The sequence below is a fragment of the Streptosporangium sandarakinum genome (genome assembly GCF_050942225.1).
GTDB classification, from domain to species: Bacteria; Actinomycetota; Actinomycetes; order Streptosporangiales; family Streptosporangiaceae; genus Streptosporangium; species Streptosporangium nondiastaticum.
On the sequence record NZ_CP192034.1, the window covers coordinates 7,869,686 to 7,891,527 of the forward strand.

Genomic DNA, 21,842 nt, shown 5'->3' on the forward strand with positions numbered 1-21,842 from the left:
GCCCACGGCACGCTGTCCTCCGCGCGCCCACGGCACGCTGTCCTCCGCGCGCCCGCGACGCGCCGGTCTCCACGTTGACGAATTCGGATGCCGGGGCCGGGGCGACGGCCGGTGCCCGCCGCCCCGGTGCCGGGTCCGGCCGATGGCCGGTGCCCCGGGCCCGGCCTCAGGGCCGCGCGTCGGCCCTGAGCGCCATCTCCACCACCTCGGCGACGGCTCCGTCCGCGCACGCCCCGACCACGGCGTCGGCCGCCGCCCGGACGTCGGGGTGCCCGTCGCCGACCGCGACCCCGAGTCCGGCCGCCGCGATCATGTCGATGTCGTTGGGGTTGTCCCCGACGGCCGCGATGTGCTCCATCGGCACGCCCCGGAGCGCGGCCAGCTCCCGGAGGGCGGTTCCCTTGGTCGCGTCCGGCGGCAGCACCTCCAGATAGGTCGCCTCGGACTGCACCATGACGGTCCCCTCGATCTCCCAGCCGGGCAGCGGGTCGCCGATCAGCATGCACTTGGTGACCCCGCCGGGCGGCACCGCCGTCCAGTCGCCCGGGTCGCGCAGCGTGATCCCGTCCCGCCGGGCGTAGTCGCGCAACTCGGGCGCGTCGTGCACGGCCAGCGCCTCACCGCCGGAGAACACCACCGGGTGGACGCCCTCCGGAAGCTCCTCGAACAGGCCGAGCAGCGTCTTCCAGGCCGCCTCCGGCAGGTGGCGGGAGCGCAGCACGGATCCCATGGCGAGGTTCACGGTCCGCGCGCCGTTGTAGAGGATCGCGGCCCCCTCCAGACCGAGTTCGTCGTAGTAGCGGCGCGCCGACAGTTCCATCCGCCCGGTCGCGATGATCACCTCTCCGCCCGCCTCGCGGAAGCGGCGCAGGGCGTCCCTGCTGGCGGGCACCATGGCCAGGTCCCGCCCGACGAGGGTGCCGTCCAGGTCGGTGACGATCCAGCGGATCACGCGTCCCACCCCGCCGGGACGACCTCGGCCATCACCGAGCCCGCGAGGTCGAACCCGTCGACGCAGGCGAGGTAGCCGCCGGGGACGAAGACGCTGCCGGACAGCGGGATGTAGACGCCCCCGGCCTGCCTGACCAGCAGCGACCCGGCCGTCACGTCCCAGGCGTTGACGTGCGTGCCGTAGGCGACGTCGGCCCATCCGGCGGCGACGTGCGCCAGCTTCAGCGCCGCGCTGCCCGGTCGGCGGGTGGAGGCGAAGGCTCCGACCATCCGGGCGAAGCGGTGCAGCGCCGCATCCCCCTCCCATCCCAGGTCGCGCGGGCTGGGGTAGCTCGACAGCAGCATCGCCTCCCGGTCCGTGCGCGCCCCGGAGCTGCGGATCGGCTCGCCGTTGCAGAAGGCCCCGCCGAGCCAGGCGGTGAACTCGTCGTCGCGGACCGGGTCGTAGACGACGCCCGCGACCACCTCGCCGTCCACGGCCGCCGCGATGGAGGTGCAGAAGAACGGCAGGCCGGCGGCGAAGTTCGCGGTGCCGTCGATGGGGTCGACGTACCAGCTGATCTCGCCGTCCCCCCGGGACCCGCCCTCCTCGCCCACCACGACGCTGTCCGGGCAGCGCCGGTCGAGGACCTCGCGGATGTGCTCCTCGGCCGCCTTGTCGTGCTCGGTCACCGGGTCGTGGAAGTCGCGCTTGGTCCGCACCTCGGGGCGGGAGCGGAAGGCGCCCCTGAGCCGGTCGCCGACCGCCCTGGCCGCCTCGACCGCGATGGCGGCCAGCTCTCGCGAGGTGTTCACATCCATGTCTCCTCCAGGAGGCTCAGCAGGCCGTACGGGTTCTCGACGGTGGCGTGGGGGCGCTGCCGCACCGGGTACGGGACCTTCTCCGTGCTGCGGGACACCATCAGCACGGTGGCCCCCGCCCCGGCGCGGGCGCCGCAGACGACGTCGCGGTCGTGGTTGTCGCCGACGTACCAGACGTCCCCGGGGTCGACGCCCAGCGCCCGGCAGGCGATCCAGATCATCTCGGGGTTGGGTTTGCGGACGCCGACCTCGTCGCTGTAGACCTGCACGGCCATCTCGCGGTCGAGGCCGCTGCCGGCCAGGTAGTCGCGGTGGACGGTCCCGCACAGCGCGTTGCTGACGACCGCGGGCCGGACGTCGTGCTCCCGGCAGGCGGCCAGGAGGTCCTCCATGCCGGGGCGGACCTTCCGGTCGCTGCGCAGCTCCCCCATCCGCCGGCACAGCGGGGTCGCCTCGGCCGTCACCAGCGCGCGGGCCTGCTCCGGCCAGTCGGCCGCGACGTAGTCGGCCCAGAACCCGCGGTGCGTCATCTCCCGGGGGGCGAGCTGCCGGGAGGTGGAGTCCTTCCAGTAGGAGTCGGCGCGCGCGCCCGCCCTGATGTCGCTTTCGACCTCGTCGGCCCGGAGGCCGGTGAAACCGGCCCGGCCGAGCATCTCGTGCACCTCCGCGGCGAGCTCGGCCGCCCAGGAGGGACGCCTGGCGGTCTCCACGATCACCCCGCCGAAGTCCAGCAGCAGCGCCTTGGGCCGGATCATGCGCCGGCCTCCACCCTGTCCTCGGAGGAGTCGTCGGAGGGGTCGGCGGAGGAGCCCTCGGAGGGGATCCGCACGCCGTCCGCGTCGAACAGGTGCATCTCCTCAGTCCAGCAGGTCAGCACGTCGCCGGGGACGGCCTGGACCGGGGTGTAGGAGAGCGCGTACAGCTCGGTGTCCAGGACGCGCAGCCGTACCGTCCAGGAGGAGCCGGCCGGCAGCACCGCCTCGACCAGCGCCTCCTCGTGCCAGGCGGAGGCGGGCGGCGCGCCCAGCCGCAGGGCCTCCGGCCGGATGCCGACGGCGGCGGGCGGGACCCGCGTCGAACGGGACTCCGTGAAGCGCAGCAGGGAGGCGGCCAGCCCGGTGGGCGAGGGGCCGACGTCGACGATCGCCATCGGCGGGCTGCCGACGAACTCGGCGACGAACCGGTTGGCCGGCCTGGCGTACATGTCCATCGGGGCGGCGAGCTGCTGCAGCTCGCCGTCGTTCATGACGGCGATGTCGGTGGCCATGGTCAGGGCCTCCAGTTGGTCGTGGGTGACGAAGACGATCGTCGCGCCGGACTCCTCGTGGATGCGTTTGAGCTCGGCGCGCATCTCCAGGCGGAGCCGGGCGTCGAGGTTGGACAGCGGCTCGTCGAGCAGCAGCACCGAGGGGTTGACCGCCAGCATCCTGGCCAGCGCGACGCGCTGCTGCTGGCCGCCGGAGAGCTGGGAGGGGTAGCGGTCCATGGCGGCGTCGACGTGGACCATCCGCAGCGCCGCCTCGGCCCGCGACCGCCGCTCGGCGGCGGGGACCTTGCGCATGCGCAGGCCGAACTCGACGTTCTCCCGGATCGAGAGGTGCGGCCAGAGCGCGTAGTTCTGGAAGACCAGTCCCATGCCGCGCTTCTCCGGGGGGACGTAGAGGCCGCCCTCGACGGAGTCGAGGACCCGGTCGCCGACGGCGATGGTGCCCGCCGTCGGCTGTTCGAGTCCCGCGATCATCCGCAGCGTGGTGGTCTTGCCGCAGCCGGACGGGCCGAGCAGGCACATGAACGCGCCGTCGGGGACGGTGAGGTCGAGGTTCTTCACGGCGTAGTCGCCACCGCCGTAGCTCTTGGCGACTCCGCGCAACGTGATGGCCGGCATCTATCCTCCTAGGCCGGACGCCAGGCTGCTGTTGGTCAGGCGCTGGGTCAGGTACGTCATGGTGAAGGAGACCAGCGCGATCATGAGTACGACCGCGTTGGCGAGCTGGGTGTATCCGTAGTCCACAAGACCGATCGAGAGCGTCGTCAGCAGCTGCGTCCCGGTGGTGGTGAGCATGATCACGATGCTGAGCTCCTTGAGCCCGGAGATGAACGGCAGCACGATGCCGGTGACGAGGGCGCCCTTCTGGATCGGGAAGACGATCCGGCGCATCCGCTGCCACCAGGACGCCCCGGCGATCTGCGCGGCCTCCTCGGGCTCCCGGCCGAGCTGCGTCATCGCCGCGATGCCCGAGCGTGAGCTGTACGGCAGGTGCGTCACGGCCATCACCAGGATCAGCAGGAACGTCGTGCCGTACAGCGCGGGGACCGGGCCCCGGGCGACGGCGAACAGCGACAGCGAGGCGGCGGCGAACGCGATGCCGGGGACGAGGTAGGGCAGGAAGGAGACCTGGCGCAGGAAGCCGGCGATCCGCGGGGCCGTCCCGCGCACCACGACGTACCCGACCAGCAGGCCGGCGACCGCGCAGATCAGCGAGGCCAGGCCGACGACGCGCAGCGAGTTCCAGGCCGCCTCCCACAGCTCGGAGCCGCGCAGGACCCCGTGCGGGAAGCCGACCGCTCCGGGCAGCCGCTCGGCGAACCAGTAGTCGAGGGTGAAGGTCGACAGGTCCAGCGGGGTGCGGGTGACCGTGGACAGCAGCAGCGTGAGCACCGGCACCAGCACGCTCACCGCGAAGACCAGCAGGCCCAGCGCGAAGGCGGGCCAGCGCCGGCCGCGCAGGTCGCTCAGCCGGTCCATCGCGCCCTTGCCGCCCACGGTGACGAACCGGCGGTGCTCCCGCATCAGCCGCATGTCGGTGAAGACGATCAGCACCCCGATGACCACGATGACGGTGGCGATCACGGAGGCCACGCCGGTGCTGCGGTCCCGGATCGACTGGAAGAGCCCGGTGGACAGCACCCGGTAGTCGGCGGGCAGTCCCAGGACGTACGGCGTGCCGAAGGTGCCGAGCACCCGGCCGATCACCAGCAGCACGGCCGACGACAGTGCCGGGAGCATCAGCGGCACCACGATCCGCCGGATGACGACGCGCCGCGGGGCGCCGAGGACCCTCGCGGAGTCCTCCAGCTGCACGTCGATGCGGCGCAGCGCGTTGCCGACCAGGAGCAGCACGAACGGGTAGTAGTGCAGCCCCAGCGTGACGATGATCGGCAGCGCGCCGTAGGCGAGCCAGTCGGGCGTGTGGACGCCCTGGGCCTGCAGGAAGCCGACCTGCCCGCCGGCGCGCTCGTTCTTGAACAGTGACAGCCAGGCCAGGGAGAAGGTCCACGACGGCAGCATGTAGGGGACCACCAGCGCGCCGGCGAGCCATTTGCGGCCCGGCACGTTGGTCCGCGTCACCAGCCACGCCATGCCGCCGCCGAGGACCAGCGCGAACAGCGTGGTGCCCACCGCGACGACCAGCGTGTTGAGCAGCGGCTCCCAGAACAGCAGGCCGCTGATCTGGGAGCGGAAGACCCGCCACAGGTAGTAGCCGGTCCACTCGCCGGCCCGCTGCCCGGCGTGCACGTCGTCGCCGTACTGCAGGCGGAAGGCGTCGGAGATCACCGCGACCAGGGGCGCCACCACGAGGTAGGCGAGCAGGATGACGAGGATCAGGCCGAGCGCGGCGGTGGGGTCGTGGCGCAGTACGCGGAGCCGGTACACCAGCCTGCGCCGTCTCGGCGGGGCGGGCGGCGGCTCTGTCTTGGTGAGAACAGCCATGGACACTTCCTTCGGGGGGTCACGGGGGTCACCGCGGTGTGTGGTCCGCCCGTCTTGCGGACTTCGCTCCCTCGCGGGGTCTGTCGTGGTCGGCGGCTTCGTCCGCGCGTCGTGGGTGGGTCGTGGGTAGGTCGTGGGCGGCGCCGTGGGCGGCTCCGTGGTCGCGTGGTCAGTGACTTCGTTTGAGCATCGCGTCGGCGAGCGCGTCGGCGGACTCGCCCAGCCGCCGGCCCACCGCGTCCAGGCGCGAGAGCAGCTCGCGCTCGCGCAGGGTGTCCATCTCCAGCGGTCCGGCGAACAGCTCGGTGAGCCGGGCCTGGTAGAGCTGGCGGACCCGGTTGCACGCCTTCCGCGTGGCCAGCACGGCCACGGTGACCGAGCCTGGGTCGTCGAACACCTTCGGCAGGGCCCGGTCCAGCTCGTCGAGCCCGCCGATCACCGCCTGCAGCGGCTCGGCCGCGAAGGAGAGGTCCGCCGGGCCGAACAGGTCGGCCTCGCGCACGTAGTCGCGCAGATGGTCCAGGACGTCGTCGACCGAGCGGGAGAGCCGGAACAGGTCCTCCCGGTCGATGGGGGTGGCCAGGGTCCGCAGCAGGGCCCGGACGAGCTCGGCCCGTGCCGCGTCGCCCTCGTGCTCCACCTCGGCCATCCGGGTGCGCGCGGCGGACCGGTCGATCTCGCCGGAGGCCGTCGAGCAGGCGAGTACGGCCCCGGCCCGCGCGACGGCGACCTGCCCGCGGACCAGGTCCATCACCCGCCGTCCCGACCGGCCCCGCAGGTCGTCCCAGGCCCGGGCGAACCGCCGGGCCCGCCCGGCGGCGTCGCTCACAGCAGCCTCAGCGCGAGCCCGGCCAGGCAACCCAGCGTCATCGACGCCGGGAGCGTGACCAGCCACGCGGTACCCATGCTCAGCACGCTCTGCCATCGCACCCTCCTGCTTCCCTCGCTCGCCGCCACGCCGACGACTCCGGCGGTGATGGACTGGGTCATGCTCACCGGGCTGCCGAGGGCGGAACTGCCCAGGACGGCGCTGGTGGCCGCCGCCTCGGCCGAGACGACGTGCAGCGGCCGGGTGATGACCAGCCCGCGGCCCAGCCGCTCCCCCACGCGGGTGAGGCTGCTCAGGGAGCCGGCGAGGAACAGCGCCACCAGGACGGCCATCCACGCCGGGGGGACCTCGACGGGCCCGACCGCTCCCGGCCCGTCGTGGCCCACACGGACCGCGACGCTCACCACCGCGATCATCTTCTGGCCGTCGTTCACCGCGTAGGCCGCGCACTGGGCCGCGTAGGCCAGCAGGTGGGCGGCGAGCACGAGCCGCGGCATCCGCCTGCTGGACGGCACCCGGCGCGAGACGGTCCCCAGCGCGTAGCCCAGGGCCAGGCCGACCAGGGGCGCGCCGAGCCCGACCGCCAGCACGGCGGCCAGCCCCGACCACGACACCGGCAGTCCCGAACCGAGCCCCGCCCCGGTGATGCCGCCGATCACCGCGAGCGTCAGGCTGGTCGGCAGTCCCCGGCCGGACAGGACGGCGACCACGGCCACCGCGATCACCACTCCGGCCAGGAACGCCGCCGCGCCGCCGGGGGCGTTCAGCTCGGTGAGCCTCCCGGTGAAGGTCCGCGCGACCGCGACGCCCATGACGTACGGCCCGGCGAACAGCACCGCCGCGAGGAGCGCGGTGACCGCCCATCCCGGCGCGCGGGGGAACCGCAGCCCCAGCCCGATCAGGGTGGCCCCGTCGTTGGCCCCGCTGATCAGCACGAAGAGGATCGCCGTCGCGGCGAACGCCGCCGTCCAGCCCATCACAGGTAGGGGCGCTGGTCGCGTTTGGCGTCCTCGTAGCGCTCCCGCGCCGCCTTGGTCACCGGGTCCCGCGACACCTCGGCGACCGGGACGTCCCACCAGGCGGTGGTGTCCGGAGCCGGGCCGGGGACCGTCTCGACGTACACGACGGTGGTCCGGTCGGCCTCCCGCGCCTTGACCAGCGCCTCGCGCAGCGATTCCCGGTCGGTGGCGCGCAGCACGTCGGCGCCGAGGCTGGCGGCGTTGGCCGCCAGGTCCACCGGCAGGTAGGGGCCGTCCAGCTCCCCGGCGGGGCCGCGCGTCCGGTGGGCGGTGCCCAGCCGGTGCGCGCCGACCGCCTCCGACAGGTTCCCGATGGAGGCGAAGCCGCGGTTGTCCACCAGGACGACGACGAGCTTGACGCCCTCCTGCACGGCGGTGACGATCTCCTGGGCCATCATCAGGTAGGAGCCGTCGCCCACCAGCACGAACACCTCCCGCTCCGGCGCGGCCAGCTTCACCCCCAGACCGCCGGCGATCTCGTATCCCATGCAGGAGTAGCCGTACTCGACGTGGTAGTTGCCCGGGTCGGCGGCCCGCCACAGCTTGTGCAGGTCGCCGGGCATCGACCCGGCGGCGTTGACCACCACGCCGTCCGCGGCGATCTCGTTGAGCACGCCGAGCAGCACCGGCTGGGTCAGTTCGGCCCCGCCGTAGATCCGGTCGGTCTCGGCCCGCCAGCCGGCGGCCAGGCTCGCCGCCCGGTCGGTCCAGTCGGCCTCGGCCCGCCAGCCGTCCGGCCACAGGGCCCCCAGCGCCTCGCGGGCGTCGGCCACCAGCGTCTCCCCGCTGTGCTTGGCGGCGTCGAAGGCGGTGACGTTGACGTTGAGGAACGCCGCCTGGCCGAACAGGCTGCGCGAGGCGGTGGTGAAGTCGGTGTAGCGGGTGCCCACCCCGATGACCAGGTCGGCCTCACGGGCCAGGGTGTTGGCCGCGGCGGTGCCGGTGTGCCCGACCGCGCCGACCGCGCACGGGTGGTCGTGCGGCAGCGCGCCCTTGCCCGCCTGGGTCTCGGCCACCGGCACGCCGTGCCGGGCGGCGAACGCCGCCAGCGTCTCGCACGCCCCGCTGTACTTCACCCCGCCGCCGGCCACGACGAGCGGCCGCCGGGAGCGGCGCAGCATCTCCAGCGCCCGGTCCAGCGCGGCGGGTTCGGGCACCGGCCGGGCCACGTGCCACACCCGGCGGGTGAACAGCTCCTCGGGCCAGTCGAACGCCTCGGCCTGCACGTCCTGTGGCAGGGCCAGGGTGACCGCGCCGGTCTCGGCGGGGTCGGTCAGCACCCGCATCGCGGCCAGGAGCGCCGCGGGCAGCTGCTCGGGCCGGTCGATCCGGGCGAAGAACCGCGACACCGGCCGCAGGGTGTCGTTGACCGACAAATCCGGGCTGCGGGGGTCCTCCAGCTCCTGCAGGAGCGTGCCGGCGGCCCGGGTGGCGAAGACGTCGCCGGGCAGGAGCAGCACCGGCAGCCGGTTGATCGTGGCCAGCGCCGCGCCGGTGACCATGTTGGTCGCGCCGGGCCCGATCGAGGTGGTGCAGGCCAGGGTGGACAGCCGGTCGCGGGTGCGGGCGAACCCGACCGCGGTGTGCACCATGGCCTGCTCGTTGCGGGCCGGGTAGTACGGCAGCGCTCCGCCGGTGCCGGCGCCCTGCTCGGCCAGGGCCTGACCGATGCCGGCCACGTTGCCGTGGCCGAAGATGCCCAGGCATCCGGCGATCAGGCGCTGCTCGGCGCCGTCGCGTTCGGTCCACTGGTTCGCGAGGAACCGCACCAGCGCCTGCGCGGTGGTGAGCCTCATGGGGTACCTCCGGTAAGTCCGCTCCGGATCTCGGTGACGCGGCGCGCCACGCGCGGGTCGATCGTCTGCTCGGCCCAGGAGGAGCGGACCCAGGCGTGCCGGGGATCGTCGGCGCAGGCCATGGTCCGCTTCTCGGCGGGTCCGGCCAGGACGTTGAGGTAGTACAGGTCGTAGCCGGGGGCGGCCATCGACGGGCCGTGGTAGCCGCGCGGGACGAGCACCACGTCGCCGCCCGCCACCTCCGTCAGCGTCTCGTGGCCGCCGTAGACCCGCTGGTAGCCGGGACCGCCCTCGAAGTAGTAGATCTCCTCCAGCACCGCCTCGCACGCGGAGGCGGTGTCGTGCTTGTGCGGCGGGTAGGACGACCAGTTGCCGCCCGGGGTCAGCACCTCCACCGCGACCAGCCGGTCGCAGTCGAAGGCGTCCGGCGCGCAGAAGTTGTTGACCTGCCGGGTGGCCTGCCCGGCCCCGCGGATCTCGACGGGGACGTCGCGCGCCGCGCCGTACCGGACCGGCAGGGAACGGGTGGCGCGGGCCGAGGGGAGCGCGACGCGGCCCGAGCCGGTGATCCGGACGGACGTCCCGATCGGCAGGTAGGCGAAGTCGGTCACCCCGTCGAAGACCGACGCGCGCCCGGACAGCGACAGTCGCCGCCCGGCGGCGACGACCTCGCAGGGACCCGACAGCGGCAGGACCAGCATCTCCTCGTCGCCGGTGTCGAACTCCACGGGACCGTCCGCCAGGTCGGCGACCCGCAGCCCCGCGTAGGTCCAGCCGGCCGTCCCGGGAGTGATCTCCACCGTCCACGGGGGCGCGGCGGCGGAGCCGCTCGGGATGTACGTCATGCCGCCTCCAGAAGGCTCACCGCGGCGTCCACGGCCGCCGCCACGTCGTCGTCGGGCGGGTAGAGCAGTGCCCGGCCGACGACCAGGCCCCGCACGCCGGGCAGGCGCAGCGCCTTGTCCCAGGTGTCGAGCATCCGGTCGGGCCCGGGGTCGCCGCCGAGCAGCATGACCGGCAGCGTCGTGGCGGCCAGGACGCGTTCCATGTCCTCGACGACCGGAAGCTTCAGCCAGGTGCGGGCGGAGGTCGCGCCGAGCCCCTGGCCGACGCTGATGGCGTGGATCATCGCCTCCGGCGACAGGTCGTGCCGCACCACGCCCTCGACGCGCTTGGACCAGAACGGTTCGACCATCGCCATCAGACCGTGCCTGGCCAGCCGGGTGACGGCCTGCCCGCAGCTCGCCAGCGTCGCCGCGGTCGAGGTGTCCTCCAGCGCGATCCGGCAGAGCATCTTGCCGCCGTCGAGGCCCATCTCCACGAGCGAGTCGGCGTCGTAGGCGGTGAAACGGTCGTCGAACTCGAACGCCGCCCCCTGCACACCGCCCCGGTTCATCGAACCGATGACGATCTTCTCGTCGAGGGCGCCGAGCAGCAGCAGGTCCTCGACGATGTCGGGGGTGGCCAGCAGCCCGTCCACGCCCGGCCGCGCCAGCGCGGTCATGAGCCGGTCCAGCAGGAGGGTCCGGTTCTCCATGGCCATCGGGTGGCCGGCCGCGCCGAGGGACCCCCTGGCCGGGTGGTCTGCCGCGATGATCAGCAGGCGGTCCCGGTCGGTCAGCAGCGGTCTGCGCCGGCGCGCGGCGGCCGCCTCGGCCACCCGTTCCGGGTGCCAGGCCCGCTCGTCGCGCAGGCGGCGGTAGTGGTCCTCATGCATCTGCGACGCCTCCTCGCGGGGAGCCGGTCGGTGAGTCCGGGGATCCGCCCGCCAGGACGGCCTCGATCTCCTCCGCCGTGGGCATCGCGGGGGCGCACGCCAGCCGTCCGGCCACGATCGCCCCGGCCGCGTTGGCGAAGCGCAGCGTCCGCGCGAGCGGCCAGCCCGCCAGCAGACCGTGGCAGAGGGCGCCGCCGAAGGCGTCGCCCGCCCCCAGCCCGTTGACCACCTCGACCTCGACGGGCGGTATCTCCACCGCCGTGTCGGCGGTCATGCCCAGCACCCCGGCCGCTCCCTGTTTGATGATCGCCAACTCCACCCCCGCGTCCAGCAGCGCCCGCCCGGCCGCGTGGGGATCGCGCGTGCCGGTGGCGACCTCGGCCTCGTCCAGATTGCCGACCGCGACGGTCACCTGTCCCAGTGCCGCGCGCACCCGTTCCCGGGCGGTCTCCGCGTCCGACCAGAACATCGGCCGGTAGTCGAGGTCGAGCACGGTGTGCCGGGCCCGGCCTCGCGCCCGCCAGGCGGCCAGGTGCGCGCCGAGCGACGGCTCGGCCGACAGCCCGGTCACGGTCGCCCAGAACAGCGCCGACGCGGTGACCGCGGGCAGGTCGAGTTCCTCCGGGAGGATCTCCAGGTCGGGGGCCTTGGGATGGCGGTAGAAGTAGAGCGGGAAGTCGTCCGGCGGGCGGATCTCGCAGAACGTCACCGGGGTCGGCAGGTGCGGCACCGCCGTGACGTAGCGGTCGTCGACGCCGTACTCGGCCAGCGCGTCGTGGACGAACTCCCCGAACGGGTCGGCCCCGGTGCGGGTGATCACCGCGCTGGAGCGGCCCAGCCGGGCCGCGGCCACGGCCACGTTGGTGGGGCTGCCGCCGAGATACCTGCCGAAGGACGTGACCTTCCGCAGCGGCACGCCCACCTGCAGCGGGTAGACGTCCACCCCGACCCGTCCCATGGTCAGCACCTCGAAGGCGGGGGGCGGTGTCCCGGGCCCGTGCGCGGGGGCGCTCATGCGGTGATCCCCCGTAGGAAGGCCAGGCTCGCGCGGACGTCGCCGGCCGGGTCCGCGTCCTCGGAGGTGAGGACGACGTCCTGCTCCATGACGTACCAGCCGGCGTATCCGGCCGCGGTCAGGCCGGTGACGATGCCGGCGACGTCGACGTCCCCCCGGCCGAGCGGACGGTAGATCCCCGCCCGCACCGCCTCGGTGTAGGTGATCTCACCGGCCCGGACCCGCCCGGCGAGCGCGGCGTCGACGTCCTTGAGGTGGACGTGGGCGATCCGGCCGGGGGCCCGGCGGACGACGTCCAGCGGGTCGGTCCCGCCGGCCAGGAGATGGCCGGTGTCCAGGCAGAGGGGGACCCCGCTGCCGTCCAGCACCCGGTCCACCTCCGCGCGGGTCTCCACCATGGTCCCGATGTGCGGGTGCAGGGTGACCGGCCGGGGCGTCTCGCGGTGGATCCGGTCCAGGTTGCCCAGGAGCGTCCGCCAGCCCTCGGCGTCCAGGACGGGGCGGGCGTCGTAGCCGTCGGCGCCGGTGGCGGCGGCCAGGACGACCACCGCGTCCGCCGGGAAGGAGGTCAGTACGGCGCGCAGCTCCGCGAGCGGGTCCCGGTCGGGGTCGTGCAGGACGACGGGGACGAATCCGCCGATCGCCCGCAGGCCGTACCGGTCGAGCAGCCGGGTGCGGTCCTCCGGTTCCGGGGGCAGGAACCCGTCGGGGCCCAGTTCGGTGGCGGTCAGGCCCGACTCGGCCATCTCCGCCAGCACTCGGTCCGGGGTGAGTTGGAGGCCCCAGCCGGGCACCTCGCACACGCCCCAGGAGATGGGGGCGGCGGCGATCCTCACTTGGCGACCTCCAGGAGACGGACGGGACGGTCGGTACGGCGGGACAGGTCCGCCGCCTCGGCGATGTAGAGGGCGGCCAGGGCGTCCTGGACCGTGCAGGGGCTCTCGCGCTCGCCGCGCGCCGCCGCCAGGAACGCCTCCATCTCCGCGACGTAGGCCGCGTCGAACCTGGTGAGGAAGTCCGGCCACGGCTCGCCGTCCGGGGTCAGGCCCTCGACCGAGCGCAGCGGGGTCCGGTCGCCGAGCCCGACCGCCCAGGTCGCGCGGGTGCCGGCGATCTCCATCCGCACGTCGTATCCGGCGCCGTTGTGGCGTGAGCCCTGCAGGGTGACCAGCGTGCCGTCGTCCATGGTCATCAGCGCGGAGCTGGTGTCGACGTCACCGGCCTCGGCGAAGAAGTCCTCGCCCCGGTTGGCGCCCGTCGCGTAGACGACGTCCACCTCGCGCCCGGTGACCCAGCGCAGGATGTCGAAGTCGTGGATGTGGCAGTCGCGGAAGATGCCGCCGGAGAGCGCGACGTATTCGGCGGGCGGCGGCGCGGGGTCGGCGGTCACCAGGTGGACGCGGTGCGCGTCGCCCAGTTCGCCGCCGCGCAGCGCCTCGCGCGCGGCGGCGTAGCCGGCGTCGAAGCGCCGCTGGAATCCGATGTGCACAAGGGTGCCGCTGCGTTCGACGGCCTCGACCACCCGCAGGGTCTCCGCCACGCCGGGGGCCACGGGTTTCTCGCAGAACGCCGGGACTCCCAGCTCGCACGCCCGGAGCAGCGCCTCCGCGTGGGTCGACGTCGGGGTGGCGATCACCACCGCGTCCGCGTCGAAGGGGTCGGCGACCCGGGCCCCGAGCCGCGCCGCCACGTCCTCGGCTCTGGCCCGGTCGACGTCGGAGACGACGAGTTCGTCGGCGAGCGTCGAGAGGGTGGTGGCATGGAAGAGGCCTATCCGACCAAGGCCCAGCAAACCCACACGCATGTTGGCTCCTCGTCCAGGGGACTCCAGTTCTAAACGACCATCAAGCACTAGTCAATACTTTGTCCTGACATTCGGATGAACTGACATCCGGCGGAGTCGCCGAGCGCCGTGCGGCCGGCGCCCCGCCCGGCCGCCCCCGGCGCCCCGCACCCTCAGCGCTCCACGAGCGTGACCTCCAGCGCGTAGTGGGAGGCCCGGTAGACGTGCGAGCCGTGCTCCACGGCCCGGCCCTGGTCGTCGTAGGTCGTGCGGACCATCGTCAGCAGCGGGCAGCCGCGGCGCTCCTCCAGCAGACGGGCCTCGGCCGGGGTGGCGGTACGGGCGCCGATCCGCTGGTTGGCGACCCTCATCCGGACGCCGGCCGAGCGCAGCAGCTCGTAGAGCCCCCGCGCCTGGAGCGCCTCGGCGGTCAGGGACGCCACACCGGCCGGCAGCCAGTTGTGCAGCAGGGCGAGCGGTTCCCCCGAGGCGTACCTGATCCGCTCCAGCCGGAGCACCGGGGCGCCCGGAGCGACACCGAGGACGCCGGCGACGTCCTCCTCCGCCGGGACCGTCTCGATCGACAGCACCCGGGTCTCCGGCTGCTGACCGGCCCGGCGAAGGTCGTCGTAGAGGCTGGTGAGCTCGACCGCCCGCTTCACCTGGCCGTGCACGACCTGGGTGCCGACGCCGCGCTTGCGGACCAGCAGCCCCTTGTCCACGAGGTACTGGATGGCCTGGCGGACGGTGGGGCGCGACAGTCCCAGCTGGTCGGCGAGCTGCACCTCGTTGTCGAGCCGGGTGCCCGACGGCAGTTCACCGTTCTGGATGGCCTCCGCGATCCGTTCGGCCATCTGGAAGTAGAGCGGAACGGGGCTCGATCGATCGAGGTCGATGTCCAATCTCGTCACAGTCACAGGAAAACGGTAACTGACATCAGAATGTCCTGACCAATGGTCAAACCGCTCGACCTCGCCCGGTCACGGAAGTGTTCCGGATGCCGCAGCTAAGTAAGTATGTCTTGACAAATTATTCACATGACGTTCATCGTTGAGCAACCGCGGCGCCGGATCGGGGGCTCTGGGCGGCGCCCACCACCCCGAGAGGCAAGAGGAGTGACGCCACTTGAGGCGTACCCGGAAGATCGTGCCCATGGCACTGCTGGCGCTGGCCGTCGCGGCCTGCGCCCCCTCCACCGCCACCGACGCCCCGTCGTCGGCGGCGACGGCCGCCCAGCCGCTTCCCGCGGCCTCGATGGACGCGACCCTCGACCTGGACGCCCTGGTCGCCGCCGCCAAGAAGGAAGGCAGCCTGCTGGTCTACGACTCCAGCGGTGACATCGAGGAGGTCGCCAAGGCGTTCACCGCGAAATACGGCATCGCCATGGAGGGGGTCAAGTCCGACACCCCGCAGACCGCCGAGAAGATGATCAGAGAGCATGCCGCGGACAACGTCACGATCGACGCGGCGATGTACGAGGACGGCGGGGTCCTGGTGGGCCAGCTGATCCCGCAGGGCGTGGCGCGGACCTGGGTGCCCGCCGACCTGAAGGACCAGATCCCGGCCGAGAGCCGGAATCCGCTGCTCGCCCTTTCCAAGGCGACGGTCTTCGCCTACAACCCCAAGCTCTCGCCCGGCGGGTGCCCGGTGAAGAACGTGTGGGACCTGACCGAGCCGGAGTGGGCCGGCAAGCTGGTGATGCAGGACCCCCTGGGCAAGCCCACCGTGCTGTCGTTCTTCACCCAGCTGGACGCGCACGGCGACCAGGCCCTGCAGGAGGCGTACCAGGCGAAGTACGGCAAGCCCCTGGAGATCAAGGAGAAGAGCGCCGCCTACGAGTGGATCAAGCGGGTGGCGGGCAACCGGCCGGTGCTGACCGGCTCCGACGAGGACATCTCCGGAGCGGTGGGCGCGCCCAACGCCACCGACAAGAAGATCGGCTTCATGTCGATCTCCAAGTTCCGCAACAACGAGGACAAGGGGTACGCCCAGAAGACGTGCGAGGGCATGGCGCCGTTCGTGGGCTTCAGCTATCCCAAGTTCGTCGGGATCGCCGCCAAGAGCAAGCACCCCAACGCGGCCAAGCTGTACGTCCACTTCATCATGACCGAGGAGGGCGTCAAGCACGAGATCGGCGAGGGCGGCGTCTCCGGCAACAGCACGGTCAAGCCGCTGGTCGTCCCGCCCGGTCTGCCCGACTGGCAGGGACAGCTCTTCCACACCGATCCCGCCTCGCTCCTCGGCGACCTGCGCGGCCGTCAGACCGTCTCCGACTTCTGGCGGGTCAACCACGGCTGATCCGACGGCGGGCGGGCGGCGCACGCGCGAGGGGAGCACCCCGGTGGGGGTGCTCCCCTCTTGGCGTCCGGCCCGGTTCTCGGGCGCACCCCCGGCGCCCGGCCCTGACCTCCGGCGAACCTCCCGGCGCCCGGCCCGGTTCTCGGGCGCACCTCCGGCGCCCGGCCCTGACCTCCGGCGAACCTCCCGGCGTCCGGCCCGGAGCCGGGGCGGGCACGCGACGGCCCCCGGCGCCGGGCACCGGGGGCCGTCCGTCACTCAGGTCACTCAGTCACGCGGGTCCCAGCCGTCGGTGTCCACGTCCAGGTCGAGCGGTTCGGCGATGTCCTCCCAGGGGGTGAACTTGAAGTTCGTGATCTCCCGGCCCGGCTCGGCCGGCGTGTTCTCACCGTCGTGCGCGACGAACAGCCCCTCGTCGAAGTCCCCCAGCGGGACGTTCAGCACGGTCGAGCCGTCGCTGTGCTCGACGCCGTCGATGCCGTTGTGGTCACCGACCCGGAACTGCCCCAGGTAGGCGTTCGTCCCCTCCCTGCGGTAGGCGGCGAAGGTGCTGTCACCCTGGCTGGAGGCCAGCAGGTAGCCCTTGCCGTCCTCCCGGTAGTAGATCGTGAGTCCCTCGGCGTCCGCGGTCAGGTGCCGGCCGCCGTAGCCCGGGTCCGCGCCGGGGGTGCACTCGTCCGTCGCCGGGTCGTAGGTGCCCGGCACGCCGTACTCCCGGACCTTGTCCACCAGCGTGGGGGTTCCGGTGAGGTCCGCCCGGATCCGCCAGATGCCGACGTCCTCCTGGGCCGCGTAGAGGACGTCCTTCTCCTGGTCCACGACCATGCCCTCGACCTGCGGCTGCACGCCGGGCTCCAGGCAGGGCGTCCACGTCCGGCCGTTCGGCAGGGTGAACGACGTGGGGAGGTCCAGCGTCCTGACGAGCTGGTATCCGATCTTGCCGCCCGGCTTGGAGAGGAGCTTGACCAGGCCGACCGAGGTCTTGTGGCGGCGGCTGACCAGCGCGTAGGTGCCGGTCGAGTCCTTCCAGGTGGCCAGGCCGTAGGCGGTCTCGGCGTCGTTGACCTGCTGCTGGGTGGTGTTGAACACGAACGGCGCGGCGGGGTCGGTCACGTCGGTGAGCCGGCCGTCCGAGATGGCGTAGATCCGGAGCTTGTCCTGGCCGCGGTCGGAGACGACGGCCAGATCCCGCCTGCCGAAGTCGTAGGTGACGTCGACGTTGTTGAACCGCCCGGCCTCGTCGTCGGGTCCCGGGGCCGCGGGGGCGGGAATGTGCTGCAGCTGCCGCCCGCCGAGGTCGTAGACGAAGAGTCCGGCCTTCTTGGCGGTGGCGATCACCACGCTCTCGTCGTCGTCGGAGGGGTTGACCCAGATCGCGGGGTCGTCACCGTTGGCGTCGCCGCCGGCCTCGTCGTCGTACAGGGCGGGGGTCTCCACCTTCGGAGCCACCGATGGGACGGCCAGGCCGGACGCGGGCACCGCCAGCCCTCCCGCCAGCGAACAGGTGAGGGCCGCCAGAAGAAGTCGGGACAGGGGACGCATTGCGCCTCCTCGATTGGGGGGAAGTTCTTGCCCCACGAACGTAACGACAGATTTACTTCAAATCAATAGGACGTACATATGTCAGGACATAAGGACGCAAGCTGATCCCTGGCGAACAGGGCGACGGAGCGGGCAGGACGGCCGCCGGAACGCCACCGGCCCGCCCGCGGAAGCCGGGCGGGCCGGTGGCCCCGCGGGTCACGCCTTCGTGATCACCGGCCGGTAGTGGCGCATCTCCTCGATGTCCGACACGTAGGGCCGGATCTCGGTGAAGAACTCCCCGAAGAACTCGCTCCGGCGGAAGCCCTGCATGTGGTCCTCCTCCGAGGTCCAGACGATGCGCAGGATGTAGGTGTCCGCCGCCTCGGTGCACTTCGACAGCTCGTAGTCCAGGCACCAGGGCGACTTGCCCAGCGGCACGACCGCCCGCTGGTAGGCCGCCTCGAACTCCCCGGGGTCGGGGACGCGGTAGCGGATGTACTCGACGATCATGTTCAACCTCCGGTGGGATGCGGAGCGGCCTCGGCGACCCGGTGGGAGATCCGCGTGTCCGGGTCGTACGGCCCGGCGCCCCGGCGGGGCGCGAGCGTGGAGTACAGCGGCCGGCGCGCCCGGCACCTCGTCGTCAACGGACGTGCGACCGACCCCGTCACCCTAACGAGCAGATCGTCCCCGCGCCCGGGGAACCGGCCGTGACCCGGGCTGGCCGGTCAGGCCGGGTCACGGTCGCGGGCGCGGGTGACGGCCCGCCGGGTGAGCACCCGTGCCAGGTGGGCCCGGTACTCGCCCGAGGCGACGTCGTCGGACTCGAAGACGCCGTCGAGCCGGGGCTCGGCGCCGTTGCCCGGGGCGGCCGCCGCGGCGTCCTCCAGCGCGGGGACCCGGCGGGCCGGTCCCGGCCCGCCGCAGACGGCCACCCGGCAGGCGCCGACCGCGCCGCCGGGGCGGAAGGTCACGCCGACCGCCACGCCGCAGAGCGAGGAGAGCGCCGCGGGTTCGGCCAGCCTCTCGTAGGCGCCCTGGGCCGTCGTCGCGGGGATCTCCACGGCGACGATCACCTCGTCGCCCGCGGGTCCCTCGCCGGCGAGGAGCCGCTCGACGGAGACGCGGCGGGACCGCGCGCCCCCGCTGCGCAGGTGCAGCCCGGCCTCCAGGGCGATGAGCGCCGCGGCCACGTCGGCCCCGGCGACCACCGCGCCGCCCACCGTCGCCCGGTTCCTGACCTGGGCGTCCGGCATGGCCGCCGCCGCGTCCGCGAGCAGTCCCCCGGCGTGGGAGCCGCGCACCAGCGGGTCGGCGACCAGGTCGGCGATCGTGGTCGTGGAGCCGATCTCCAGCCCGCCGTCCGGGCCGCGGCGCACGCCCCGCAGCTCGTCCAGCCGTCCGAGGTCGACCAGCAGCGGGATCCGCCGGGCCCGCCGCTTCATGTCGAGGATCAGCCGGTGCCCGCCGCCCATGGGGCGGGCGCCGGGGGTGGCGCGCAGGGCCTCCAGCGCCTCGTCGAGGGTGGCCGGCGCCGTGTAGTCCAGCAACTCCATGATCAACCCTTGGCCTCTCGGATGGCCCGCCAGATCTTCTCGGGGGTGTACGGCATGTCGAGGTGCCGGACGCCCGCCTCGCGCAGCGCGTCGCACACGGCGTTGGCCACGGCCGCGGTCACCGGCACCGTCGCGATCTCGCCGGCGCCCTTGACGCCGAGCGGGTTGTGCGGCGACGGCGTCTCCGTGGTGTCCATCACGAACCGCGGGATGTCGTGGGCGCGGGGCATGGCGTAGGTGGTCAGGTCGGCGGTGAGCAGGGCGCCCGTCTCGTCGTAGCGGGCCCGCTCCATCAGGGCCTGGCCGAGGCCGTGCGCGATGCTGCCCTCGAACTGGCCGTTCACCACCAGCGGGTTGCCGACGGGGCCGACGTCGTGGACGGCGACGTAACGGACGATCTCCAGTTCGCCGGTGGTCTCGTCGATCTCGACGACGGCCAGGTGCGAGCCGTACGGGTAGTTGAAGTCGGGCGGGTCGAAGAAGGTCGTGACGTCGAGGGTGGGCTCCATGCCGGGAGGCAGGCTCCAGCCGTACCACAGCGCCATGGCCATGTCCTGGAAGGTCTTCGACGCCCCTTCCTTACCCGGTACGGAGAACGTCCCGTCGGCGTACTCGACCTGGTCCTCGGGCACGCCGAGGAAGTGGGCGGCGGCCGTCCTCATCTTGGCGATGACCTGCCGGGCCGCCAGGGCGAGGGCGGGTCCGCCGACGCTGTAGGAGCGGCTGCCGTAGGTGCCCTGGCCGTAGGGGGCCTTCTGGGTGTCGGCCTGGAAGATCGTGACGGCGGACGGGTCGATGCCGAGCTCGGAGGCGACGATCTGCGCGAAGGTCGTCGTGTGGCTCTGCCCGGTGGAGGTGGACCCGATGGTGGCCGCGACCTCGCCGTTGGGGTGGACGCGGATGTTGGCGCTCTCCCAGGTGCCGCCGAGCATGCCCTCGGCCTGCATCCGGGTGGAGGGGCCAACCCCGCAGATCGCCACGAACGAGCCGATGCCGACCCCGAGCAGCTTGCCGCGCTCGCGCGCCTCGCGCCGGAGGACCTCCAGCTTGGAGTAGTCGGCGAGCTCCAGGGCGCGGCGCAGCGCGGCGGCGTAGTCGCCGGAGTCGTAGGTCCAGCCCAGGCCGTTCTCGTAGGGGAACCGGTCCGGCGGGACCATGTTGCGCAGCCGGACCTCGGCGGGGTCGGCGCCGATCTCCTTGGCGTACAGGTCGAGGACCCGTTCGGTGATCGTGGTCGCCTCGGCGCGGCCCGAGCCGCGCTGCGCGCCCAGCGGGACCGTGTTGGTGAAGACCGCGTGGACCTCGCAGAAGGCGTTCGGGATGGCGTAGGGGCCGGTGACGCTCCGGCCCATCAGCGCGGTGGCGACGCCGGGGCCGATGGTGGAGGGGTAGGCCCCGAGGTTGGCGTAGCTGGTGCAGCGCAGCGCCGTGATCCGGCCGTCGCGGGTCCCGGCGAGGGTGACGTGCTGGAGGTGGTCGCGGCCCTGCACGGTGGAGCGCATCAGGCCCTCGCGGGTGTCGGCCCACCGCACCGGCCGGCCCAGCGTGCGGGCGAGGAAGAGCACCAGGGGCATGTCGGGGTAGAGGTAGCCCTTGGTGCCGAAGCTGCCGCCGATGGGCGGGGCGATGACGCGGAGCTTGTTGAACGGGATGCCGAGGACCAGCGCGGACAGCAGGAAGCGGTGGTTGTGCGGCGACTGGGTGGTGGCGTAGAGGGTGTACTCGTCCTTGACCGGGTCGTAGTCGCCGATGGCGGCCCGGGGCTCCATCGGGTTGTTGATCGTCCGCTGGTTGTACAGGTCGAGCTCGACGACGACCTCTGCCTCGGCGATGGCCGCGTCGGTGCGCTCGGCGTCGCCGCAGGTCCACAGGGCGTTGAGGTTGCCGGGCACGGCCTCGTGGAGCTGCGGGGCGCCCTCGGCGAGCGCCTGCCGCGGCGTGGTGACCGCCGCCAGGGGCGTGTAGGCGACGGCGGCCTTCCGCGCCGCGGCCCTGGCCTGCTCGGCGGTCTCGGCGACCACGGCGGCGACGGGCTCGCCGATGAACCGCACCACGCCCTCGGCGAGGACGGGGCCGGCGCCGGGCACTCCGTACGGGTGGGGCGGGAAGTGGCTCTCCACCCCGCCGGGGATCCAGATGCACGGCATCGGCATGAGCTTGCCGGCGAGGTCCTCACCGGTCACGACGGTGACCACGCCGGGCATCCGGCGGGCCTCGGCGGTGTCGATCCCGTCGATCCGCGCGTGGCCGTGCTCGCTGCGCACGAACTCCATGTGCAGCATGCCGGGGAGGCGGAGGTCGGAGGTGAACGTCGTGTCGCCCCGGAGCATCGCGGGGACGTCGCGGTCCTTGAGGCCCGCGCCGAACGTCTCGGTGGTCATGACTTGTCCTTCACCGCCTTCTGCACGGCGCGCACGACGGCGCCGTACCCGGTGCACCTGCACAGGTTCCCCGCGATCCCGGCGCGGATCGCCTGCTCGTCCGGTGCGGAGTCGTGTTCCAGGAGGTCGGTCAGGGACATGACCATCCCGGGGACGCAGAAGCCGCACTGCGCTCCGTGCTCCTCCCACAGGGCCTCCTGCAGGGGGGTCAGCTCCCCGTCGCCGGAGAGGCCCTCGACCGTGGTGACCTCGGCCCCGTCGGCCTGTACGGCCAGCATCTGGCAGCTCTTGACCGAGCGGTCGCCGAGCCGTACCACGCAGGTGCCGCACTGGCCGGTGTCGCAGCCGACCTTCGCGCCGGTCAGATCGCAGGTGTCGCGGAGCAGGTCCACGAGGAGGACGTTCGGCGGGACGTCCTGCTCGACGCGGTCTCCGTTCACCGTCAGGGTGATCCGCATGG

20 protein-coding genes are annotated in these 21,842 nt (G+C 73.1%); 1 reads left to right on the top strand and 19 read right to left on the bottom strand.

Features of this window, described 5'->3' with window-relative positions; genetic code table 11:
• Positions 1-166 precede the first annotated feature (166 nt).
• The 14 genes from ACQP10_RS36125 to ACQP10_RS36190 form a co-directional block, all read right to left on the bottom strand.
• Positions 167-952 carry a Cof-type HAD-IIB family hydrolase gene (locus ACQP10_RS36125; RefSeq protein WP_346018537.1) on the bottom strand — a complete coding sequence of 262 codons (786 nt, stop codon included), beginning with the start codon at positions 950-952 and terminating at the stop codon, positions 167-169.
• A complete protein-coding gene (locus ACQP10_RS36130; RefSeq protein ID WP_346018536.1) occupies positions 949-1,752 on the bottom strand; it encodes an inositol monophosphatase family protein in 804 nt (267 codons plus the stop codon). Before ACQP10_RS36130 ends, ACQP10_RS36125 begins: the two co-directional genes overlap by 4 nt.
• Positions 1,743-2,507: an HAD family hydrolase gene (locus ACQP10_RS36135; RefSeq protein ID WP_179822266.1), complete on the bottom strand. Its 765-nt coding sequence runs from the start codon at positions 2,505-2,507 to the stop codon at positions 1,743-1,745. Before ACQP10_RS36135 ends, ACQP10_RS36130 begins: the two co-directional genes overlap by 10 nt.
• Positions 2,504-3,637 carry an ABC transporter ATP-binding protein gene (locus ACQP10_RS36140; RefSeq protein WP_346018535.1) on the bottom strand — a complete coding sequence of 378 codons (1,134 nt, stop codon included), beginning with the start codon at positions 3,635-3,637 and terminating at the stop codon, positions 2,504-2,506. The genes ACQP10_RS36135 and ACQP10_RS36140 overlap by 4 nt, the downstream gene beginning before the upstream one ends.
• Positions 3,638-5,464, bottom strand: coding sequence for an ABC transporter permease (locus ACQP10_RS36145; RefSeq protein ID WP_346018534.1), 1,827 nt, complete (start codon positions 5,462-5,464; stop codon positions 3,638-3,640).
• Between the two features lie 169 nt (positions 5,465-5,633).
• On the bottom strand, positions 5,634-6,293 hold the full coding sequence (locus ACQP10_RS36150; RefSeq protein ID WP_346018533.1) for a DUF47 domain-containing protein: 660 nt from the start codon (positions 6,291-6,293) through the stop codon (positions 5,634-5,636).
• Positions 6,290-7,270, bottom strand: coding sequence for an inorganic phosphate transporter (locus ACQP10_RS36155; protein ID WP_346018532.1), 981 nt, complete (start codon positions 7,268-7,270; stop codon positions 6,290-6,292). The genes ACQP10_RS36150 and ACQP10_RS36155 overlap by 4 nt, the downstream gene beginning before the upstream one ends.
• Entirely contained in the window at positions 7,270-9,108 is a 1,839-nt protein-coding gene (iolD, locus tag ACQP10_RS36160) for a 3D-(3,5/4)-trihydroxycyclohexane-1,2-dione acylhydrolase (decyclizing) (protein WP_433540530.1), read from the bottom strand. Before iolD ends, ACQP10_RS36155 begins: the two co-directional genes overlap by 1 nt.
• Positions 9,105-9,953: a 5-deoxy-glucuronate isomerase gene (gene iolB / locus ACQP10_RS36165; protein ID WP_433540531.1), complete on the bottom strand. Its 849-nt coding sequence runs from the start codon at positions 9,951-9,953 to the stop codon at positions 9,105-9,107. The genes iolD and iolB overlap by 4 nt, the downstream gene beginning before the upstream one ends.
• Entirely contained in the window at positions 9,950-10,825 is an 876-nt protein-coding gene (locus ACQP10_RS36170; protein ID WP_346018529.1) for a Cgl0159 family (beta/alpha)8-fold protein, read from the bottom strand. The genes iolB and ACQP10_RS36170 overlap by 4 nt, the downstream gene beginning before the upstream one ends.
• Positions 10,818-11,840, bottom strand: a complete 1,023-nt coding sequence (iolC, locus tag ACQP10_RS36175; protein WP_346018528.1) for a 5-dehydro-2-deoxygluconokinase — start codon at positions 11,838-11,840, stop codon at positions 10,818-10,820. Before iolC ends, ACQP10_RS36170 begins: the two co-directional genes overlap by 8 nt.
• Positions 11,837-12,676 (bottom strand): TIM barrel protein, encoded by an 840-nt coding sequence (locus tag ACQP10_RS36180; RefSeq protein WP_346018527.1) that lies wholly within the window; start codon positions 12,674-12,676, stop codon positions 11,837-11,839. Before ACQP10_RS36180 ends, iolC begins: the two co-directional genes overlap by 4 nt.
• Positions 12,673-13,644: a Gfo/Idh/MocA family protein gene (locus tag ACQP10_RS36185; RefSeq protein WP_346018526.1), complete on the bottom strand. Its 972-nt coding sequence runs from the start codon at positions 13,642-13,644 to the stop codon at positions 12,673-12,675. The genes ACQP10_RS36180 and ACQP10_RS36185 overlap by 4 nt, the downstream gene beginning before the upstream one ends.
• A gap of 152 nt (positions 13,645-13,796) precedes the next feature.
• Positions 13,797-14,540 (bottom strand): GntR family transcriptional regulator, encoded by a 744-nt coding sequence (locus ACQP10_RS36190; protein WP_346018525.1) that lies wholly within the window; start codon positions 14,538-14,540, stop codon positions 13,797-13,799.
• Positions 14,541-14,748: 208 nt separating this feature from the next.
• On the opposite strand from ACQP10_RS36190, the gene ACQP10_RS36195 reads away from it, so the two are divergent.
• Entirely contained in the window at positions 14,749-15,921 is a 1,173-nt protein-coding gene (locus ACQP10_RS36195) for an ABC transporter substrate-binding protein (protein ID WP_346018524.1), read from the top strand.
• A gap of 267 nt (positions 15,922-16,188) precedes the next feature.
• Here ACQP10_RS36195 and ACQP10_RS36200 read toward each other — a convergent pair whose 3' ends face one another.
• The 5 genes from ACQP10_RS36200 to ACQP10_RS36220 all read right to left on the bottom strand — a co-directional run bounded on the left by ACQP10_RS36200 (position 16,189) and on the right by ACQP10_RS36220 (position 21,840).
• Positions 16,189-17,463 carry a phytase gene (locus ACQP10_RS36200; protein ID WP_390003708.1) on the bottom strand — a complete coding sequence of 425 codons (1,275 nt, stop codon included), beginning with the start codon at positions 17,461-17,463 and terminating at the stop codon, positions 16,189-16,191.
• A 198-nt stretch (positions 17,464-17,661) separates the two neighbouring features.
• The gene (locus ACQP10_RS36205; protein WP_189251164.1) at positions 17,662-17,955 is read right to left on the bottom strand and encodes an antibiotic biosynthesis monooxygenase family protein; all 294 of its coding nucleotides are present in this window, start codon (positions 17,953-17,955) and stop codon (positions 17,662-17,664) included.
• 218 nt (positions 17,956-18,173) lie between these two features.
• On the bottom strand, positions 18,174-19,001 hold the full coding sequence (locus ACQP10_RS36210) for an FAD binding domain-containing protein (protein WP_179822224.1): 828 nt from the start codon (positions 18,999-19,001) through the stop codon (positions 18,174-18,176).
• Between the two features lie 2 nt (positions 19,002-19,003).
• The gene (locus tag ACQP10_RS36215) at positions 19,004-21,382 is read right to left on the bottom strand and encodes a xanthine dehydrogenase family protein molybdopterin-binding subunit (RefSeq protein WP_433540532.1); all 2,379 of its coding nucleotides are present in this window, start codon (positions 21,380-21,382) and stop codon (positions 19,004-19,006) included.
• Positions 21,379-21,840 (bottom strand): (2Fe-2S)-binding protein, encoded by a 462-nt coding sequence (locus tag ACQP10_RS36220; protein ID WP_179822219.1) that lies wholly within the window; start codon positions 21,838-21,840, stop codon positions 21,379-21,381. The genes ACQP10_RS36215 and ACQP10_RS36220 overlap by 4 nt, the downstream gene beginning before the upstream one ends.
• Positions 21,841-21,842: the final 2 nt, after the last annotated feature.

Coding starts and splice junctions, on each gene's coding strand:
- ACQP10_RS36135 (WP_179822266.1), bottom strand. CDS start 2,507: ATGATCCGGCCCAAGGCGCTGCTGCTGGACTTCGGCGGGGTGATCGTG.
- iolB (WP_433540531.1), bottom strand. CDS start 9,953: ATGACGTACATCCCGAGCGGCTCCGCCGCCGCGCCCCCGTGGACGGTG.
- ACQP10_RS36210 (WP_179822224.1), bottom strand. CDS start 19,001: ATGGAGTTGCTGGACTACACGGCGCCGGCCACCCTCGACGAGGCGCTG.
- ACQP10_RS36145 (WP_346018534.1), bottom strand. CDS start 5,464: ATGGCTGTTCTCACCAAGACAGAGCCGCCGCCCGCCCCGCCGAGACGG.
- ACQP10_RS36200 (WP_390003708.1), bottom strand. CDS start 17,463: ATGCGTCCCCTGTCCCGACTTCTTCTGGCGGCCCTCACCTGTTCGCTG.
- ACQP10_RS36130 (WP_346018536.1), bottom strand. CDS start 1,752: ATGGATGTGAACACCTCGCGAGAGCTGGCCGCCATCGCGGTCGAGGCG.
- ACQP10_RS36140 (WP_346018535.1), bottom strand. CDS start 3,637: ATGCCGGCCATCACGTTGCGCGGAGTCGCCAAGAGCTACGGCGGTGGC.
- iolD (WP_433540530.1), bottom strand. CDS start 9,108: ATGAGGCTCACCACCGCGCAGGCGCTGGTGCGGTTCCTCGCGAACCAG.
- ACQP10_RS36205 (WP_189251164.1), bottom strand. CDS start 17,955: ATGATCGTCGAGTACATCCGCTACCGCGTCCCCGACCCCGGGGAGTTC.
- ACQP10_RS36155 (WP_346018532.1), bottom strand. CDS start 7,270: ATGGGCTGGACGGCGGCGTTCGCCGCGACGGCGATCCTCTTCGTGCTG.
- ACQP10_RS36215 (WP_433540532.1), bottom strand. CDS start 21,382: ATGACCACCGAGACGTTCGGCGCGGGCCTCAAGGACCGCGACGTCCCC.
- ACQP10_RS36185 (WP_346018526.1), bottom strand. CDS start 13,644: ATGCGTGTGGGTTTGCTGGGCCTTGGTCGGATAGGCCTCTTCCATGCC.
- iolC (WP_346018528.1), bottom strand. CDS start 11,840: ATGAGCGCCCCCGCGCACGGGCCCGGGACACCGCCCCCCGCCTTCGAG.
- ACQP10_RS36170 (WP_346018529.1), bottom strand. CDS start 10,825: ATGCATGAGGACCACTACCGCCGCCTGCGCGACGAGCGGGCCTGGCAC.
- ACQP10_RS36220 (WP_179822219.1), bottom strand. CDS start 21,840: ATGCGGATCACCCTGACGGTGAACGGAGACCGCGTCGAGCAGGACGTC.